Annotated in this window: 10 protein-coding genes, 3 tRNA genes and 2 pseudogenes; 13 read left to right on the plus strand and 2 right to left on the minus strand. The window is 38.4% G+C overall.

Annotation, left to right across the window (positions count from 1 at the left end; translation table 11 throughout):
• Positions 1 to 15 precede the first annotated feature (15 nt).
• The 10 genes from hslO (at position 16) to rpoC (ending at position 15308) form a co-directional block, all read left to right on the plus strand.
• Positions 16 to 906, plus strand: a complete 891-nt coding sequence (hslO, locus tag AADV52_RS09840; RefSeq protein WP_014562986.1) for an Hsp33 family molecular chaperone HslO — start codon at positions 16 to 18, stop codon at positions 904 to 906.
• Between the two features lie 77 nt (positions 907 to 983).
• The gene (gene dusB / locus AADV52_RS09845; protein ID WP_014918217.1) at positions 984 to 2009 is read left to right on the plus strand and encodes a tRNA dihydrouridine synthase DusB; all 1026 of its coding nucleotides are present in this window, start codon (positions 984 to 986) and stop codon (positions 2007 to 2009) included.
• A 15-nt stretch (positions 2010 to 2024) separates the two neighbouring features.
• Positions 2025 to 3575 (plus strand): lysine--tRNA ligase, encoded by a 1551-nt coding sequence (gene lysS / locus AADV52_RS09850; protein WP_014918218.1) that lies wholly within the window; start codon positions 2025 to 2027, stop codon positions 3573 to 3575.
• A gap of 111 nt (positions 3576 to 3686) precedes the next feature.
• Positions 3687 to 3758 (plus strand) — tRNA-Gly (locus AADV52_RS09855).
• Between the two features lie 714 nt (positions 3759 to 4472).
• Positions 4473 to 4547 (plus strand) — tRNA-Gly (locus AADV52_RS09860).
• 36 nt (positions 4548 to 4583) lie between these two features.
• Positions 4584 to 4657, plus strand: a tRNA-Pro gene (locus AADV52_RS09865).
• 77 nt (positions 4658 to 4734) lie between these two features.
• On the plus strand, positions 4735 to 5190 hold the full coding sequence (locus AADV52_RS09870) for a GAF domain-containing protein (protein ID WP_003625767.1): 456 nt from the start codon (positions 4735 to 4737) through the stop codon (positions 5188 to 5190).
• Positions 5191 to 5294: 104 nt separating this feature from the next.
• The gene (locus AADV52_RS09875; protein WP_014918220.1) at positions 5295 to 7775 is read left to right on the plus strand and encodes an ATP-dependent Clp protease ATP-binding subunit; all 2481 of its coding nucleotides are present in this window, start codon (positions 5295 to 5297) and stop codon (positions 7773 to 7775) included.
• A 222-nt stretch (positions 7776 to 7997) separates the two neighbouring features.
• On the plus strand, positions 7998 to 11639 hold the full coding sequence (locus tag AADV52_RS09880) for a DNA-directed RNA polymerase subunit beta (RefSeq protein WP_014918221.1): 3642 nt from the start codon (positions 7998 to 8000) through the stop codon (positions 11637 to 11639).
• Between the two features lie 15 nt (positions 11640 to 11654).
• Complete coding sequence (gene rpoC, locus AADV52_RS09885; protein ID WP_014918222.1) at positions 11655 to 15308, plus strand: DNA-directed RNA polymerase subunit beta'; 3654 nt, start codon at positions 11655 to 11657, stop codon at positions 15306 to 15308.
• Between the two features lie 234 nt (positions 15309 to 15542).
• Here rpoC and AADV52_RS09890 read toward each other — a convergent pair.
• Positions 15543 to 16772: pseudogene (locus AADV52_RS09890) on the minus strand (IS110 family transposase).
• A gap of 260 nt (positions 16773 to 17032) precedes the next feature.
• Here AADV52_RS09890 and AADV52_RS09895 point away from each other — a divergent pair.
• Together AADV52_RS09895 and AADV52_RS09900 are read left to right on the plus strand one after the other, a co-directional pair.
• On the plus strand, positions 17033 to 17443 hold the full coding sequence (locus AADV52_RS09895) for a transposase (protein ID WP_237578223.1): 411 nt from the start codon (positions 17033 to 17035) through the stop codon (positions 17441 to 17443).
• Positions 17444 to 17606: 163 nt separating this feature from the next.
• Positions 17607 to 18210 (plus strand): annotated as a pseudogene (locus AADV52_RS09900) (IS3 family transposase).
• Between the two features lie 63 nt (positions 18211 to 18273).
• On the opposite strand, the gene AADV52_RS09905 reads toward AADV52_RS09900, so the two are convergent.
• Entirely contained in the window at positions 18274 to 18957 is a 684-nt protein-coding gene (locus AADV52_RS09905; protein WP_014918223.1) for a prepilin peptidase, read from the minus strand.
• A 183-nt stretch (positions 18958 to 19140) separates the two neighbouring features.
• Here AADV52_RS09905 and rpsL point away from each other — a divergent pair, with 183 nt between their 5' ends.
• Positions 19141 to 19548 (plus strand): 30S ribosomal protein S12, encoded by a 408-nt coding sequence (gene rpsL / locus AADV52_RS09910; protein ID WP_012211375.1) that lies wholly within the window; start codon positions 19141 to 19143, stop codon positions 19546 to 19548.
• Positions 19549 to 19562: the final 14 nt, after the last annotated feature.

Here is a 19562-nt window from a genome sequence, read left to right on the forward strand (position 1 = left end):
AGAGAAGGATTAAAAATGAGTGATTATTTAGTAAAATCAATTGATAAAACTAAAAATTTACGTTTGCTAACAATTACTGCTAAAGATGTTGTTGGAGAAGCACAAAAGCGTCATGATTTATGGTCTGCTTCTGCTGCTGTACTTGGTCGTACACTGGTTGGCTCATTGCTTTTAGCAGGAGCAGAATTAACAGATAAAGAAGAATTAACAGTTAGATTGTTAGGCAATGGCCCCGTTGGACCAACCATTGTAACTGCAACATCAGATTTAAAGGTTAAGGGATATGTAAAGAATCCGCATATTGCTTTGTCACCAAAGAAGAATGGCCATATTGATGTGAAAAAGGCCGTTGGTCAAGGGATGCTCGAAGTTACCAAGGACTTAGGTTTGAAAGAGCCTTATACTGGTCAAGTGCCAATTGTCTCTGGCGAAATTGCAGAAGATTTTGCATACTACTTAACTAAGTCAGAACAAATACCATCAGCTGTTGGTTTATCTGTTTTCGTTAATCCCAATAATTCTATTGGTGAAGCTGGTGGCTTTATGCTTCAAGCTTTACCAGGTGCAAGCGATGCTTTGATTACTGAAACGATTAAGAGAATCAAGGCATTGCCAGCTCTTTCTACCGCATTTTTAGATGGTATGACACCAGAAGATTTAGCTCGCAAGATCTTAGGCACTGATTGCAAGATTCTTGAAAAAGATGATGTTGCATTTAGTTGTGACTGTTCTAAAGAAAAATATGCTGGTATTCTTGAAACTTTGAAGAGTTCACAATTAAAAGCCATGATTAATGAAGATCATGGAGCAGAACTTACTTGCAATTTCTGCGGAAATAAGTATCATTACACTGAAGATGAATTAAAAGATATCTTAGCTAAGAAAAAAGAAGAAAAAGATTATTAACTAAATAAAAAGTCCTAGGGTTTTGTCCTGCGGGGCTTTTTTGATATTATAATAGGGTATTTTGAAAGGATGATTTGGTGGATAACAGCTGGAAAATTCGCGATATCACCATTCCTAACCGAGTTGTTGTTGCCCCGATGGCGGGAGTTTCAAATTCAGCATTCCGCGTTGTATGTAAGGGATTCGGAGCTGGGCTGGTTGTTTGCGAAATGATTTCTGATCATGGAATTATTTATCGAAACAAAAAGACCTTAAGTATGATGGATGTGGATCCACGAGAGCACCCAATGAGTATTCAGATTTTTGGGGGAACTGAAGAAACATTGCTTCAAGCTGCTCAATATATTGATCAACATACTGATGCTGACATTATTGATATTAATATGGGTTGTCCTGTACCTAAGGTAACCAAGACTGATGCTGGTTCAAAATGGCTGCTTGATTCGAATAAAATTTATCAAATGGTCCATGCAGTAGTGCAGAATGTTCAAAAACCTGTCTCTGTTAAAATGAGAACTGGTTGGGATAAAAAGCATGTATTTGCGGTAGAAAATGCTTTAGCGGCTCAAGAAGCAGGCGCTAGCATGATTGCAATGCATGGTCGAACCCGTAAGCAAATGTACCAGGGCGAAGCAGATTGGGAGATCCTGCACGATGTTGCTCAAGTGCTCGATGTTCCTTTTGTGGCTAATGGCGATATCAGAACCCCTGAGCTTGCTAAGAAAGCACTGGATGAGATTGGTTGTACTGCGGTGATGGTAGGACGTGCGGCTTTAGGTAATCCTTGGATTTTGAAGGATATGACCCGTTACCTAGAGACTGGTAAGAAATTACCGCCACAAACGGTACGTGAAAAGGTAGAAACTGCTAAGCATCAACTTCATGCTTTGATTAAAATTCATGGAGAAAAGCGTGCAGTGCCAGAATTTCGTCAACAAGCTGCATACTATTTGAAGGGAATTCCCCGTTCGGCCCGTACTCGTGCTAAAATAAATGAGGTCTGGACGCGTCAAGAAGTATATGACTTACTCGACAATTTTGTTGATGAGTATGAAAAAAGAGAAAAAGCTCGTGCTGCAAGACGCGCGACAATGAACAAATAATGGAGGAAAAATAAATTGGCAAAGAACGAAATGAATGACCAATTACGTGTTCGTCGTCAAAAGATGGACGAAATGCGTGAAAACGGAATTGAACCATTCGGTCAAAGAAAGTTTGATCGTCAAGATTTGGCAAGTGCTTTGGAAGAAAAGTATGGTAAAGAAGATGAAGACGAATTAAACGATGATATGCCTAAGACTAAGATTGCAGGTCGTATGCTTGCAAAACGTGGTAAGGGTAAAGTAGGTTTTGCAGATCTTTACGACCGTACTGGTAAGATTCAAATTTATGTACGTAAAGACATCGTAGGCGAAGACAACTACAAGATCTTCAAGAAGTCAGATATTGGTGATTTCTTGGGTATTGATGGGGAAGTTATGAAAACCGGTACTGGTGAGTTGACTATTCGTGCTACTCACGTAACCTTCTTATCTAAGGCTCTTCGTCCTTTGCCAGACAAGTACCACGGCTTGAAGGATGTTGAAGCAATCTACCGTCAACGTTACCTTGACTTGATTACTAATCGCGATAGCTACATGCGTTTTGTTCACCGTACTCAAATTATCCAAGCTATTCGTGATTACTTGAATAAGCAAAACTTCTTGGAAGTTGAAACTCCAGTATTGCACAACATTCCAGGTGGTGCTGAAGCTCGTCCATTTATTACTCACCACAACGCTTTGGATATTGACCTTTACATGAGAATTGCTTTGGAACTTCCACTGAAGCGTTTGATTGTTGGTGATATGGAACGTGTTTACGAAATCGGTCGTGTATTCAGAAACGAAGGTTTGGACACTCACCACAACCCAGAATTTACTGAACTTGAAAGTTATGCTGCATACTGGGACTTCCACGATGTTATGGACGAAGCAGAAGGCATTATTCGTGCTGCAGCTAAGGTTGTTTCAGATGATGGCAAGATTACTTACCAAGGTCAAGACATTGACTTAGGCAAGCCATTCCGTCGCATTCACATGGTTGATTTAATCAAGGAAAAGACCGGCCTTGATTTCTGGAAGCCAATGACTCTTGAAGAAGCAACTAAGATTGCTGAAGATCACGATATTCATGTTGAAAAGTTCTGGAAGGTTGGCCACATTATTAACGCCTTCTTTGAAAAGTACTGTGAAGAAACTATTGTTGACCCAACATTTGTTTACGGTCACCCAGTAGAGATTTCACCACTTGCTAAGAAGAATGCTGATGATCCAAGATTTACTGACCGTTTCGAAATTTACATCATGGGTGAAGAATACGGTAACGCCTTCTCAGAATTGAACGATCCTGATGATCAACGTGCTCGTTTTGAAGCTCAAATGGAAGAACGTGAAGCAGGTAACGATGAAGCTGATATGATTGATGAAGATTACCTTCGTGCTATGGAATACGGTATGCCACCTACAGGTGGTTTGGGTATCGGTATTGACCGTTTGGTAATGCTTTTGACTGATGCTCCAGCTATTCGTGATGTTTTGCTCTTCCCAACAATGCGTCCAGAACGTGTTGAATCAATTGATGCCGAAGTTAAGGCTGATTTAGCTAAGAAGAATAAAGAAAACAAGTAGAATAAATTACTAAAAGATAAGCTATTTTGGAAAAGAAAATAGCTTATTTTTTATTTTTTTGAAAAAAGGTATTGCAAAGTGAAATGGTTTTGCTATAATAATAACTGTTCTGCGGAAGTAGTTCAGTGGTAGAACATCACCTTGCCATGGTGGGGGTCGCGGGTTCGAATCCCGTCTTCCGCTCTAAGATGAAGACTCATGATTATGAGTCTTTTTATTTTTATAAAATCTAAATTTTTAGCGTATAACGGTTCAGCAATTCTTTATTGAATTTTGCTGAACCGTTTTTTTCTTTGAAAGAAAGGTTAATTATGAAAAAAGGCTATATGCAATGACTACACAATGTTCATGAAACTATGATTTTTATGGGGATTGTTTCAATTATCTCGGTAAATATTATTGCGCCATTAATTTCAATGTTTGAGACAAGTTTTAGTTGGCATAATTATTTAATGACACTATCAATTATTCCATTCATGTGGATGGCAGTAATTATAATCGTTTTGCTTGCACAAAAACCTGCAACAGTTTTAAAAAATTAATTTGTTGATAAGCATGATAGTTTTGGCGCACAAATTACTGTTAATATTCTGTGTAATGTAATTATTATTTCTGCGATAATGACTATTATTGGGACTTGGATTGGTCAACGACAAATTTCATTTGCTCCTTTTTATACTTATTTCAATAATTGGCCACGAAATTTTGGCATAGCATTTGCTGTTGAAGCTTTAATTGCTCAGCCGATTGCGCGTAAAGTATTACTATTTAAACATATTCATTTGGCAAATTAATGTGGATTGATATGTTACAACAGTTGATTATGGTGAAAATCAAACTTTTTTCAAAAAAGGTATTGCAAAGCATAAATGATTTGCTATAATTATATTTGTTGTTGCGGAAGTAGTTCAGTGGTAGAACATCACCTTGCCATGGTGGGGGTCGCGGGTTCGAATCCCGTCTTCCGCTCCAAGATAGAAGGCTCACCGAATGGTGAGCCTTTTTTTACGGGAAATGGCTCAGTTTGGTAGAGCGCTGCGTTCGGGACGCAGAGGTCGCAAGTTCAAATCTTGTTTTCCCGATAATGAAAAGCTGTCTAGTAGGACAGCTTTTTTCTTTTTGTTATAATAAGCTCTAAAATCATAGGGGATGTTTATAGATGACTGCAGCCAAAAAAGAGGAATATGAATTATTAGTTGAGCAAGCAAAAGCATTAGTTGCTGGAGAATCAGATTGGATTGCTAATACAGCCAATTTATCTGCTCTTTTGTTTAATTCATTGAATAATGTTAACTTTGCCGGCGTTTATCGGTTTGAAAACGGTGAGTTGATTTTAGGACCATTTCAAGGGATGCCAGCTTGCGTTCATATTCAAATGGGCAAGGGCGTTTGTGGTACAGCAGCTCAAACAGAAAAAACACAAATTGTTCCTAATGTTCATGAATTTCAGGGACATATTGCATGTGATAGTGCTTCTAATTCTGAAATTGTTGTGCCTATTTTTAAAGATGATCAACTTTGGGGCGTTTTTGATTTTGATTCAACTAAATTAGATAATTTTGATGAGACAGATAAAAAGTATTTAACTGAAATTGCAAACGTGATTTTTGCATAATTATTTGCATAGTTATAATGAACTTGGATATAAGTCGAAATATTTTACTAACTGTTAAAATAAAAGTACAATACCATAGCGTATTTTAAAGGGGTGGTGTTTATATGGAAAATTCATATAGTAAAAGCGTTAATCAAGTGTTAGAAATTGCGCGTGAACAAGCACAGGAGTTTCATCATCGGCTAATTGGTACTGAGCATGTGTTATTGGCTATGGTGATTGAAACTGAAGGTGAAGCAGGAAAAATCTTGCGCTCATGGGGATTGACGCCAACTGCCGTACGAGAAGAGATTGAACGTTACACAGGCTATGGCTCAGCAGCTAAGTCAAGCTACATGGAAATGTCACCTCGTTTAAGCTTAGCGTTAGATTATGCCAAAAGACAGGCTGACCAAGGTGGATATAAAGAAATTGAAACTAATCATGTTTTGCTAGGAATAACTGCTAGTGAACAGGTTTTGTCAGCCATGATTTTAAAGAACTTAAATGTTGATATTGGCCGTTTGCGTCAAGATGTTAATGACAGCTTGGATCAAGAACAAGACTTTGGCGATTCAGCAAGCTGGTTAGGCAATAGCAATACCGCTACTGGCCAAAAGAAACGTAAAAATAGTACTACACCAACTCTAGATAAAGTAGCGGTTAATTTAAATCAACGCACCCGTGAAGGTGGAATTGATCCAGTTATTGGCCGTGAAAAAGAAATTAAGCGAGTTATTCAAATTTTATCTCGTCGTACTAAGAACAATCCAATTTTGGTAGGCGAATCTGGTGTAGGTAAAACTGCGGTCGCCGAAGCAATTGCTACAGAAATTGTTAATAAAAAAGTTCCAGAAGGCTTGCTTGATAAGCGAGTAATGGCTCTTAACATGGGCAGTTTAGTAGCAGGCACTAAGTATCGTGGTGAATTTGAAGATAGAATGAAAAAGATTTTGGATGAAATTGCCAAAGACGGTAAAGTCATTCTATTTGTCGATGAAATGCATACTTTGATTGGTGCTGGTGGTGCTGAAGGGGCAATTGATGCTTCTAATATTTTGAAACCTTCACTTGCGCGCGGCGATATTCAAATGATTGGTGCTACTACATTTGATGAATATCAAAAGTACATTGAAAAGGATCAAGCATTGGCTCGTCGTTTCCAACAAGTACGTTTGAATGAACCTACTAAGAAGGATACGTTAGCTATTTTAAAGGGACTTAGACCTAAGTATGAAAAGTTCCACCATGTGACTATTTCAGATGCTAGTCTTGAGGATGCTGTTGATTTATCTAGTCGGTACATTACTAATCGGTTCTTGCCAGATAAGGCGATTGATTTGGTAGATGAGGCTAGTGCAGCAGTTAAAATTAGAACTAATGTTGGTTCAAACAAAGATTTGGTTCAAATTAATGAAAAGATAAAGAATATTATTGAACAAAAGAATGAAGCAGCTACGAGTCAGAACTTTGTTAAAGCAGCTCAACTTCAAGAAGCACAAAACAATTTGCAAATGCAGCGAGAAGAAATGGAGAATGCATTGCAAGTTAAGGTTAGTGCTGAGGCTGTTGTTGGCCCCGAAGATATTGCCAAGGTAGTATCTGACTGGACAGGTGTACCTGTTACTCAGATGAAGAGGGATGAAAGTCGCCAATTAGCTAACTTAGAGAGCATTTTGCATAAACGCGTGATTGGGCAAGATAAGGCTGTTTCAGCTGTAGCTCGTGCAATTCGTCGTAGCAGAAGCGGTATTAAGGATGAGCGCCGTCCAATTGGATCATTCTTGTTCTTAGGGCCAACAGGTGTAGGTAAGACTGAATTAGCTAAATCAGTTGCAGCAGCAATGTTTGGGTCAGAAGATAATTTGATCAGATTAGATATGTCTGAATACATGGATCAAATTGCCTCAAGCAAGTTAATTGGCTCAGCTCCTGGTTATGTTGGCTATGAAGAGGGCGGACAACTTTCTGAACAAGTTCGTCGTCATCCATATTCAGTTGTTTTGCTTGATGAAGTGGAAAAAGCTCATCCTGATGTATTTAATTTGCTTTTGCAAGTTTTGGATGAAGGATTTTTGACAGATTCTAAAGGCAGAAAAGTCGACTTTAGAAATACAATCATCATTATGACTTCTAATTTGGGTTCACGTACGTTATTTGACAGCAAGGCTGTAGGTTTCAATGCTGATAGGGTTGACCAAGCTAAAGTAAGACAAGCTAAAGTTCAACAGGCAATTAAGCAATTCTTCCGTCCGGAATTTTTGAACCGAATTGATGAAACGATTATCTTTGATGAATTAACTAAGAAGCAGTTGCGGGACATTGTAACTTTACTTACTCACAAGTTGGTAGTTCGTTTGCAAAAGAAGGGAATTACGCTTAGGATTTCCCGTGCCGCTTTGGATAAAATTGTTAAAGATGGTTATGACCCTGAAAATGGTGCTCGTCCACTTAGAAGAGCAATCCAAAATGATATCGAAGATAAATTAGCAGAAATGTTGATTACAGGTGAAGTAAAAGCAAACGACACTTTGAAAATTGGTAGTCAACATGGTCATTTGAAATTTGATGTTGTGCCAGAGAAAAAACTGGTGAAAACTAAGTAATATCAAGCATCAGACCTTGACAAAAAGCAAAAAACAATGTAAAATTTTTACTGATTTAAAAAGACTGAGATTCAGGATTTTGCTGATCTATTGTCCAGCAAAATGATAAGGACAAAAACGAGAAAACTTCGTTTTTGTCTTTTTTATACCTAAAATTGCAGTTTTTTGAATTTGTAACAGAAATGTAATATTTGCTTTCTTAGACAGAAAGGATGTTTTTCCTTGTTAAATGGACACGTAGTGAACTACGGTAAACATCGAACTAGACGTAGCTTCTCTCGCATTAAAGAAGTATTGAAGCTTCCCAACTTAACTGATGTTCAAACCGAATCATATAAGTGGTTTCTTGATAAAGGCATTAAAGAAGTCTTTGACGACATTATGCCTATTAGTGACTTCTCAGGTAAGCTTTCATTAGAATATGAAGGCTACAAGCTTCAAAAGCCTAAATATACAGTTGATGAAGCTCGTGATCACGATGCAACTTATGCTGCACCAATGCGCGTAACCTTAAAGCTTACTAACCAAGAAACTGGTGAAATTAAGACTCAAGATGTATTCTTTGGCGATTTACCATTGATGACCGAATCAGGTTCATTCATTGTTAATGGTGCTGAAAGAGTTATTGTTTCTCAATTAGTAAGATCTCCAGGTGTGTACTACACTGGTGATTACGACAAGAATGGTCGTCAAATCTTTGGTACTACAGTTATTCCTAACCGTGGTGCTTGGCTTGAATATGAAACTGATGCTAAGAATGTTTCATTTGTTCGTGTAGACCGTACTCGTAAGTTGCCACTTACTGTATTGATTAGAGCTATGGGTATCGGCTCTGATAGTGACATCATCGACATGTTTGGTCAAAGCGATACTTTAAAATTTACTTTGGACAAAGATGTTCACAAGAATCCAGCAGATTCTCGTGTAGCTGAAGCCGTAAAGGATATTTACGAAAGATTACGTCCAGGTGAACCTAAGACAACTGATTCATCACGTTCACTTTTGTATGCTCGTTTCTTTGACCCACGTCGTTACGACTTGGCACCAGTTGGTCGTTACAAGATTAACAAGAAGCTTTCACTTAAGAACCGTTTATACGGTCAAACTTTAGCTGAAACTTTGGCTGATCCAGATACTGGTGAAATCATTGCTAAGAAGGATACTGTTGTTACTCACGAAGTAATGGACAAGTTAGCTCCATACCTTGATCGTGATGACTTTAAGATGGTAACTTACCAACCTTCAAAGGAAGGCGTATTACCAGATCCTATTACAGTTCAAGAAATTAAGGTTTACTCAAAGGTAGATCCTGAACGTGAAGTTAAATTAATGTCAAATGGTCATATTGCTGCAGATGTTAAGCACTTAACTCCAGCAGATGTTTTGGCATCAATTAACTACTTCTTTGCTTTACAAGACAAGATTGGTACCACTGATGATATCGACCACTTGGGTAACCGTCGTATTCGTCGTGTTGGTGAACTTCTTCAAAACCAATTTAGAATTGGTTTAGCAAGAATGGAACGTGTTGTTCGTGAAAGAATGTCAATCCAAGATCCTTCAACCGTTACTCCACAACAATTGATCAATATTCGTCCAATTGTTGCAAGTATCAAGGAATTCTTCGGTTCATCACAACTTTCACAATTTATGGACCAACACAACCCATTAGGTGAATTGACTCACAAGCGTCGTATGTCAGCCTTAGGGCCTGGTGGTTTGACTCGTGACCGTGCTGGTTATGAAGTTCGTGACGTTCACTATACTCACTATGGTCGTTTGTGTCCTATCGAAACTCCAGAAGGTCCTAACATTGGTTTGATCAACTCACTTGCTTCATACGCAATTATTAACAAGTATGGTTTCATTGAAACTCCATACCGTCGTGTATCTTGGAAGACTCACAAGGTTACTGATAAGATTGACTACTTAACTGCTGATGAAGAAGATAATTACATCATTGCCGGTGCAAACACTCCTTTGAATGACGATGGTTCATTTAAGAGTGATGTGATCTTAGCTCGTCAAAAGGAAGATAACGTCGAAGTTACTCCTGATAAGATTGACTACATGGACGTTATTCCTAAGCAAGTTGTTTCTGTAGCTTCAGCATGTATTCCATTCCTTGAAAACGATGACTCTAACCGTGCTTTGATGGGTGCCAACCAGCAACGTCAGGCTGCACCTTTGATCAACCCACATGGTTCACTTGTTGGTACTGGTATGGAATATCGTGCCGCTCACGATTCAGGTGCTGCTTTAATTGCTAAGGCTGCTGGTACTGTTGAATACGTAGATGCAAATGAAATCCGTATCAGACGTGAAGATGGTACTTTAGACAAGTACACTCTTGAAAAATACCGTCGTTCAAACAACTCTAAGTCATACAACCAAACTCCTAATGTTAAATTAGGTGATCATGTTGACGTAAGTGATGTTATTGCTAACGGTCCAACTATGGATCACGGTGAACTTGCTTTAGGTCAAAACCCACTTATCGCTTTCATGACCTGGAACATGTACAACTACGAAGATGCCATCATGCTTTCAGAACGTTTAGTTAAGGATGATGTTTACACTTCAATTAGTATTGAAGACTACGAATCAGAAGCTCGTGACACTAAGCTTGGCCCTGAAGAAATTACTAGAGAACTTCCTAACATCGGTGAAGATGCTTTGAAGGATCTTGATGCTGACGGTATTGTACGTGTCGGTGCTGAAGTTCACGATGGTGATATTTTGGTAGGTAAGGTAACTCCTAAGGGTGTAACTGAATTATCTGCTGAAGAAAGATTACTTCACGCAATCTTTGGTGAAAAGGCTCATGAAGTTCGTGATACTTCACTTCGTGTACCACACGGTGGTGGCGGTATCGTTCAAGACGTTAAGGTTTATACTCGTGAAGCCGGCGATGAACTTTCACCAGGTGTTAACACTATGGTTCGTGTTTACATTGCACAAAAGAGAAAGATTCAAGTTGGGGACAAGATGTCTGGTCGTCACGGTAACAAGGGTACTGTTGCTGCTGTTGTACCAAAAGAAGATATGCCATACTTACCAGATGGTACTCCAGTAGACATTTGCTTGAACCCAATGGGTGTTCCATCACGTATGAACATCGGACAGCTTCTTGAATTACACTTGGGTGCAGCAGCACGTCAATTAGGTATTCACGTAGCTACTCCAGTATTTGATGGTGCTAACGAAAATGACGTTTGGGACACTGTTCGTCAAGCTGGTATTGATAAAGATGGTAAGACTGTTATTTACGATGGTCGTACCGGTGAACCATTCCACAACCGTGTATCTGTAGGTGTCATGCACTACTTGAAACTTACTCACATGGTTGATGACAAGATCCACGCTCGTTCAATTGGGCCTTACTCATTAGTTACTCAACAACCTTTGGGTGGTAAAGCTCAGTTCGGTGGTCAGCGTTTCGGTGAAATGGAAGTTTGGGCCCTTGAAGCTTACGGTGCAGCTTACACATTGCAAGAAATTTTGACTTACAAGTCAGATGATGTTGTTGGTCGTGTAAAGGCATACGAAGCAATTGTTAAGGGTGAAAGAATTCCTAAGCCAGGTGTTCCAGAATCATTCCGTGTTCTTGTTAAGGAACTTCAATCATTAGGTTTGGATATTCGTGTTCTTGATATGAATCATAATGAAATTGAACTTCGTGATATGGATGAAGATTCAAGTGAACACTTAAACATTGATTCATTGTCACGTATGGCAGAAGAACAAGAAAAAAAGAAGTTAGCCGAAGAAACTGGAAAATCAGAAGATAAGAAAGAAAACAAGAAAGATGCAGATAAGCCAGTAGCTCCTGCAGATGAATCTGACGACAAAGTTTCTAAATAGTAGGAGGTTAAACTTTTGATCGACGTAAATAAATTTGAAAGTATGCAAATTGGTCTTGCATCACCTAACAAGATCAGAAGCTGGTCATATGGTGAAGTTAAGAAGCCTGAAACCATCAACTACCGTACTTTAAAACCTGAAAAAGATGGTCTATTTGATGAAAGAATCTTTGGACCAACTAAAGACTGGTCATGTGCCTGTGGTAAATATAAAGGTGTTAGATACCGCGGTATCGTTTGTGACCGTTGTGGTGTTGAAGTTACCTCTTCAAAAGTAAGAAGAGAACGTATGGGACACATTGAATTAGCTGCCCCTGTAACTCACATTTGGTACTTCAAAGGTATCCCATCAAGAATGGGCTTAGTATTGGACATTTCTCCAAAATTGCTTGAAGAAGTTATCTACTTTGCTGCATATATCGTAATTGATCCAGGTGATACTGATCTTGAGCCTAAGCAATTATTGACCGAAGCAGAATATCGTGAACAAAAGGCTAAATATGGCAACCGTTTTGAAGCTAAAATGGGTGCTGAAGCTATTTGCGAATTGCTTAAAAAAGTTGACCTTGACAAAGAAGTTAAGGATTTGAAGAAAGAACTTCAAACTGCAACTGGTCAAAAACGTACACGTGCTATCAGACGTTTGGACATTTTGGATGCATTTAAGAACTCTGGTAATAAGCCTGAATGGATGGTTATGGATGCTGTTCCAGTTATTCCACCAGATCTTCGTCCAATGGTTCAACTTGAAGGTGGACGTTTCGCTACATCAGATTTGAACGATTTATACAGACGCGTTATTAACCGTAATAATCGTTTGAAGAGATTGCTTGATTTGAACGCTCCTAACATCATCGTTCAAAACGAAAAGCGTATGCTTCAAGAAGCTGTTGATGCTTTAATTGATAACGGTCGTCGTGGTCGTCCAGTTGTTGGACCAGGTAACCGTCCACTTAAGTCACTTTCACACATGCTTAAGGGTAAGCAAGGTCGTTTCCGTCAAAACTTGCTTGGTAAGCGTGTTGACTACTCAGGTCGTTCAGTTATCGATGTTTCACCAAAATTGAAATTCTATCAATGTGGTGTTCCTCGTCCAATGGCTTTGGAATTGTTTAAGCCGTTTGTAATGCACGAATTGGTTAAACGTGGTATTGCTTCTAACATTAAGAATGCTAAGCGTAAGATTGATCGTGAAGATGATGATATTTGGGATGTACTTGAAGATGTAATTAAGGAACGTCCAGTTCTTTTGAACCGTGCACCTACTCTTCACCGTTTGAGTATTCAAGCATTTGAACCAGTTTTGGTACCAGGTAAGTCAATCAGACTTCACCCATTAGCTTGTGAAGCCTACAACGCCGACTTCGATGGTGACCAGATGGCCATCCACGTACCACTTTCAGATGAAGCTGTTGCTGAATCTCGTTTACTTATGCTTGCTGCTCACCACATCTTGGCTCCTAAGGATGGTAAGCCAATCGTTACTCCATCACAGGATATCGTTTTGGGTAACTACTGGTTGACTCAAGCTGAACGTGGTCGTGAAGGTGAAGGTATGATCTTTAGTTCACCTGCTGAAGCTACTGTAGCTTATGAAAATGGTGACATTCACTACCACACTATCATTGGTATGTCAGCTGATGCTATGCCTAAGAAGCCATGGCCACAAGGTCATGAACATGGCATTTTCATTACTACATACGGTAAGCTTGTCTTTAACCAATTATTTCCAGATGATTACTTCTACATCAACGAACCAACTGAAGAAAACTTAAATAATCCTTTGGATGCTAAGTACTTCTTGGGTGAAGGTCAAGATATTCATGACAAGATTGATGAAGTTGGCGATGATTTAATCGCTACTCCATTTAAGAGTAGTTTCTTATCTGATTCTATTGCTACTATTTACAAGTACTACAAGGTTCAACGAACTTCAGAATACTTGGATGATTTGAAGAAGTTAGGTTACACTAGTTCAACTACTTCAGGTATTACCATTGGTATGAATGATGTTCCAGAAATTAAAGATAAGGATGAAAAGGTAGCTAAGGCACGTAAACAAGTTGATATTGTTTCTAAGCAATTCAGACGTGGTTTAATTACTGAACAAGAACGTCACGATCGAGTAATTAGTATTTGGAACGCATGTAAGGACGAAATCCAAAACGAAATTGCTCAAATTCACTCACCACGTAACCCAATTTCAATCATGGCCGACTCTGGTGCCCGTGGTAACATTTCAAACTTTACTCAGTTAGCTGGTATGCGTGGTTTGATGGCTACTCCTAACGGTGGTTTGTTCGAAATCCCTGTTACTTCAAACTTCAAGGAAGGTTTGTCAGTATTGGAATTGTTCATGTCAACTCACGGTGCTCGTAAAGGTATGACTGATACTGCTTTGAAGACTGCTCAGTCAGGTTACTTGACTCGTCGGTTGGTTGATGTTGCTCAGGACGTTATTATTCGTAATGATGATTGTGGTACTGATCGTGGTATTACAGTTAGTGCCATTATGGAAGGTGACGAAATGATCGAACCATTATTTGATCGTTTGGTTGGTCGTTTCACTGCTGAAACAGTTAAGGATCCTAAGACTGGTGAAGCTATCGTGGGTAGAGATGTTATGATGGATGAAAACATGGCTCATAAGATCTGTGATGCAGGTGTAACCCATGTTAAGATTCGTTCAATTCTTACTTGTGATACTCCACACGGTGTATGTCGTAAATGTTACGGTATGAACCTTGCTACTGGTGAAGAAGTTGAAGTTGGTGAAGCAGTTGGTACTGTTGCCGCTCAATCAATTGGTGAACCTGGTACTCAGCTTACTTTGAGAACTTTCCACAACGGTGGTGTTGCCGGTGCCGAAGATATTACTCAAGGTTTGCCTCGTGTGCAAGAATTGTTCGAAGCACGTAACCCTAAGGGTCGTGCAACCATTTCTGAAGTAGATGGTGTAATTGATTCAATTCAAGAAAACCCAGCAGACCATACTCGTGAAATTACTGTTAAGGGTAAGATTGATACTAGAAGTTACAGTGTTCCTTACACTGCTTCTGTGGCTGTATCTGAAGGCGACTATGTTCACCGTGGTGATAAGTTGACTCTTGGTTCTGTTGATCCTAAGGAATTGATCCAAGTTACTGATACTTTGACTACTGAAAAGTACATCTTGGCTGAAGTTCAAAAGGCATATAGAATGCAGGGTGTAGACATTGCCGACAAACACGTCGAAGTATTGACTCGTCAAATGCTTCAAAAGGTACGTGTCCTTGATCCAGGTGAAACTGACATCTTACCAGGTGAAGTTATGGATATCGGTCAATTTAGAGACCGTAACAAGGAAGTTATTATTTCTGGTGGTATCCCAGCAACTGCACAAAGCGTTATCTTAGGTATTACTAAGGCCGCTTTGGAAACTAACAGTTTCTTGTCAGCTGCTTCATTCCAGGAAACTACTCGTGTTCTTACTGATGCTTCAATCAGAGGTAAGAATGATCCACTTCTTGGACTTAAGGAAAACGTTATTATCGGTAAGATTATTCCTGCTGGTACTGGTATGCCTGTATACCGCAACATGGAACCTGAAGCTGACGTTAAGAAGCCAGATTCAGTTTACTCAATTGGTGATATTGAAAAGCAAATGAAAGAAAAAGAACAAAGTAAGTAAAACTAGTTCTATATAAAAAGCGTTTCTATGTAGTGACCCTCGAAATTCGGACACGAATCTCGGGGGTTTTTCTACGTAAAGTCAAGTATCATTAGGTACTTGGCTTTGTTTTTTACCTTGATTTTTATCTTTTAGTATTTGAGGGGCAATTTATTTAAGAATTAAATCTATGACAAATAAGCCTATTAATTATGCTTTTCTTTAATAGGCTGGGGTATAATGTCTTTAGATCAATTAATTACGGCAAAAGTCTTTTTGGTTATGTGTGGCTACGCTGTAATCATATAATTGGTCGTTTTGGATCAGGGCATATATGGTTCTGATCAGTTTATGAATTGAAGCAATAGCGATTTTCTTGAATCCTTTGGTTTGAGAAGATCGCTTTTTGCTTTCATAATAGTCGGCAATATGGCATGGGTTGGTTTTAGCTGCATTGTCTATCTGTCCAATGGCCCGATAGAGAATCTTTCTGGCTACGGCATTGCCATGCTTAGTAATACTTAAGCTTGAATCCATTTCACCTGACTGGTATCTTCCCGGATCAATACCGATAAACGCATTAATCTTATTGGGATTACTGAATCTGCGCATATCGCCTAACTCTGCTAACACTCTGACTGCAGTAGTTTGAGCAAATCCAGGAATGCTTTCAAGTATTTCAAGATCTCTATTTGGCAGCTTTTTAGCTAAAGCTGTCATTTGATTGATTATCCTTTCCCTTTGACTGCTTAATACGAGCAGACGATCTGCATAGTATCTTGCTTGTTTTGTTTCAACGCTACCATTTTCGACAACAGGATAGCTTTTATGAGCCAATTCTAAAAGTTTCTTGGCAGTTTTTTGTGCGTGCTTGTTGCCAAAGCCTTTTAACGTAAGCAGCCAGCGAACAATCTGCTCCTTGTCAGATTCAAGAATACTTTCGCAATGTGGATATTGCTTAATTATCTGCCAATAATTATTGCCTTTAGAATTACTAAATAAAGTCTCAATTTCAGGAAAAGTCGACTGCAGTGCCTGGTGAAGACGATTCTTAGCCATTATCAAATCTGAGGTTAATTGATCATAGAACCTGCTTAAAGCATTGAGCTGATGATATTCTTCAGCCTGCAATTGATTAACTGGATGATGATAAAGTTTTTAAATTAGTGCTAAGTGATAAGCATCATTGCGGTCAGTCTTGTTGTGGCGTAATCCCTGATCCATTTCTTTCTTGGCCTTTAACGGATTAAGAATGATATAATCGTAGCCATAATCTTCAAGAAAGGTCTGTAGTCTGCGCGAATAAACGCCGGTTGCTTCAAAGATAATTTGTGGATGAATGGCAAATACATGCAATTCTTTTAATAGCTGCAAGAAGCCTGGCCGATCATTGGTAATCTCAAACTCATTCTTGCTTTCACCGATTAATTCACACACTGTTGAAGCAGACTTGCTTACATCAATACCGAATACAACTTTCATCATTAGCCTCCCAATCCAGCAGTAAAACATTTTTGCTTAAGAACTCGGATCTAATTTTCTAAACTCGACATCTAGGTGCCCACATTCTTCGAAGAGATTGCCAAATTCCTATGCAAAACTGCCAGTTTATTATACGACATCACGTGTCTAAACCCCCGAAGGCATATTGTTTTACTGCTATCTCAATTCTACAAGAGAATAAAAATAGTGAATCAATTATCCCGTCGGATAATCAATTCACTATTTAGCTTAGAATGTTTATTATGTCCAAATTAACCAAACAAGATAAAATTCATATTTTTGAAGAATGGACTTTAGAAGATAAACGTGGTACTTACTTAAACAAAAAATATGGAGTAAATATAGCCAATATAAATTATTTAGTAAGCTTAATTAAAATGCATGGCTTGTCTATTCTTGATAAATCTTATGCACATTATTCTAAGGAATTTAAAGAGCAGGCAATTAAAAGAGTGCTTTTAGGAAATGAAGCAATTAACGCTGTAGCGCTTGATTTAGGCTTAGCTAGCAGAGGTATGTTAGGCAATTGGATTCGCTCTTACAAAGAAAATGGGTATAATGTCGTTATCAAGAAGAAAGGACGACGAACCCATGAGCAAGAAAAAGCTGAACAAATTAGAGCGGCTCAAGCAAGAAAACGCCAAGCTGCGTAGCCAGAATTTAAAGCTTACTGTCGAAAACGCATATATAAAAAAATTGGATGCCTTGGTTCAAAAAAGAAAGAGCCAACCAAAACAGAAATAGCACAAGCTATTACCGAATTGAGGCATGAATTGTCAAATTAATCGCAAAACAGTTAGTCGTTTAATGCGCAAAATGGATCTGTATGGTTATGTAATGAAGCGTAGACATCCATATAGCAGCTATCAAGGAGATATTAAAGGCAGAATCAAGCCAGACATAATTAAACGCAAATTCTTTGCTTTAAGACCAAATATGAAATGGTATACCGATATTACTGAATTCAATCTTAAAGGTAAGAAACTTTATTTATCGCCTATTATTGATGGCTGTGGACGTGATACAGTTGCTTATAATATTTCTCGTCATCCTAATCTGAAACAGGTGATGTCGATGTTGAACGATGCTTTTAAAACTAATCAAGCATTAAATGGTTTAATCTTTCATACAGATCGAGGCTGGCAATACCAGCACAAGGCTTACCAACACGAGTTAGCTATTCGAGGCATTGAACAAAGCATGTCTAGGAAAGGCTGCTCTCCAGATGATGGCTTAATGGAGGGCTTCTTTGGCATTCTTAAACGAGAAATGTTCTATGGTCAGGAGAATAAATATGACTCGCTTGACGAATTAGAACAAGCTATCAGAAAGTATAAACGATTACAATACAGAGAGAACCAAAAACAAACTAAAAGAACTTACTCCGATAGAATATCGGAATAAGTCCTTAACCGCATAATATCAACAAAGTGTCCGAAAAATGCGGGCCACTACACTATTCATAAAGAATAGAAACGCTTTTTTAGTTTAAGAATTGCGTAAAAATTAGTCCTAAAAAGATAAAAGGAATGAAAGGATAGTGATAGTTGGCATCATTGTTTTCAATTGCAAAAAATAATAAAAGCAAGAAGCAGGCAAATAAAAATATTATGTTAGCAGTAGAAGGAGTTAAGTAACTGGCAATAGCGAGATAAATTAATAGATCGCCTAATCCCATTTTATGTTTAAGAATATTCCAACAAAAAATTGAAATAATTGATACGAAGGAAATAAAATCTAAGGTCGTAAAAGCAGAAAGTTTATTTTCGAAGGTAGCAATAAACATTGCAGGGAAAAGAAATAATAGATCGAATTCATTTTCATAGAAATCAGAGATGGCAGTTAAAAGAAGAGAGGAAAGGAATACAGAATTCGTAATGCCATTAATAGAGCTGAAATCAATTAGAGAAAAAGCAAATCCTCCCACCAATTCAAATAAAAACAATTCGCTTGGAATAGGTTGCTTGCAATAACGACAACGTCCTCTTAATAGTAAATAAGAAATAATGGGAATCTCGTCCAGCAGGGATAATTCAAAGTGACAATATTTGCAATAGGAACGAGAAAAAATAAAATTTTTATTCTCCCATCGATCAAAAATTACAGCCATGTGGGATGCAATACAAGTTCCAATTACAAAATTAGTAAAAAGATAAATTAAATTCAAAAAAATCACCTCACTATTTAATACGCAAAAAATCATCACTTTTCTTTTTTTATTTTGAAAAAGTTTGATTTCTCTTAAAAACCGAGTACAATAGTGTTTGTATGTTTTGAACAGTCTATTCGTGAGTTTAAAAAGAAACTCCCGGATGTGTGAACAAAATAATAATTTTAGGAGGAAATTTTAATGCCAACCATTAATCAATTGGTAAGAAAAGGCCGTCATTCAAAGGTTACTAAGTCAAAGTCACCTGCTTTGAATTACAGCTACAACAGTATGAAGAAGGAATCAGTATTCAACCCAGCTCCACAAATGCGTGGTGTTGCAACTCGTGTTGGTACTATGACTCCAAAGAAGCCTAACTCAGCTTTACGTAAGTACGCTCGTGTACGTCTTTCAAACTTAATCGAAGTTACTGCTTACATTCCAGGTGAAGGCCACAACTTGCAAGAACACTCAGTTGTTTTAATTCGTGGTGGTCGTGTAAAGGACCTTCCTGGTGTTCGTTACCACATCATTCGTGGTGCCCTCGATACTGCCGGTGTTGATGGCAGAAAGCAAAGCCGTTCTAAGTACGGTACTAAGAAAGATTAAAGGAGGAGTTAAAT

It is taken from the genome of Lactobacillus helveticus, assembly GCF_046109915.1.
GTDB classification, from domain to species: Bacteria; Bacillota; Bacilli; order Lactobacillales; family Lactobacillaceae; genus Lactobacillus; species Lactobacillus helveticus.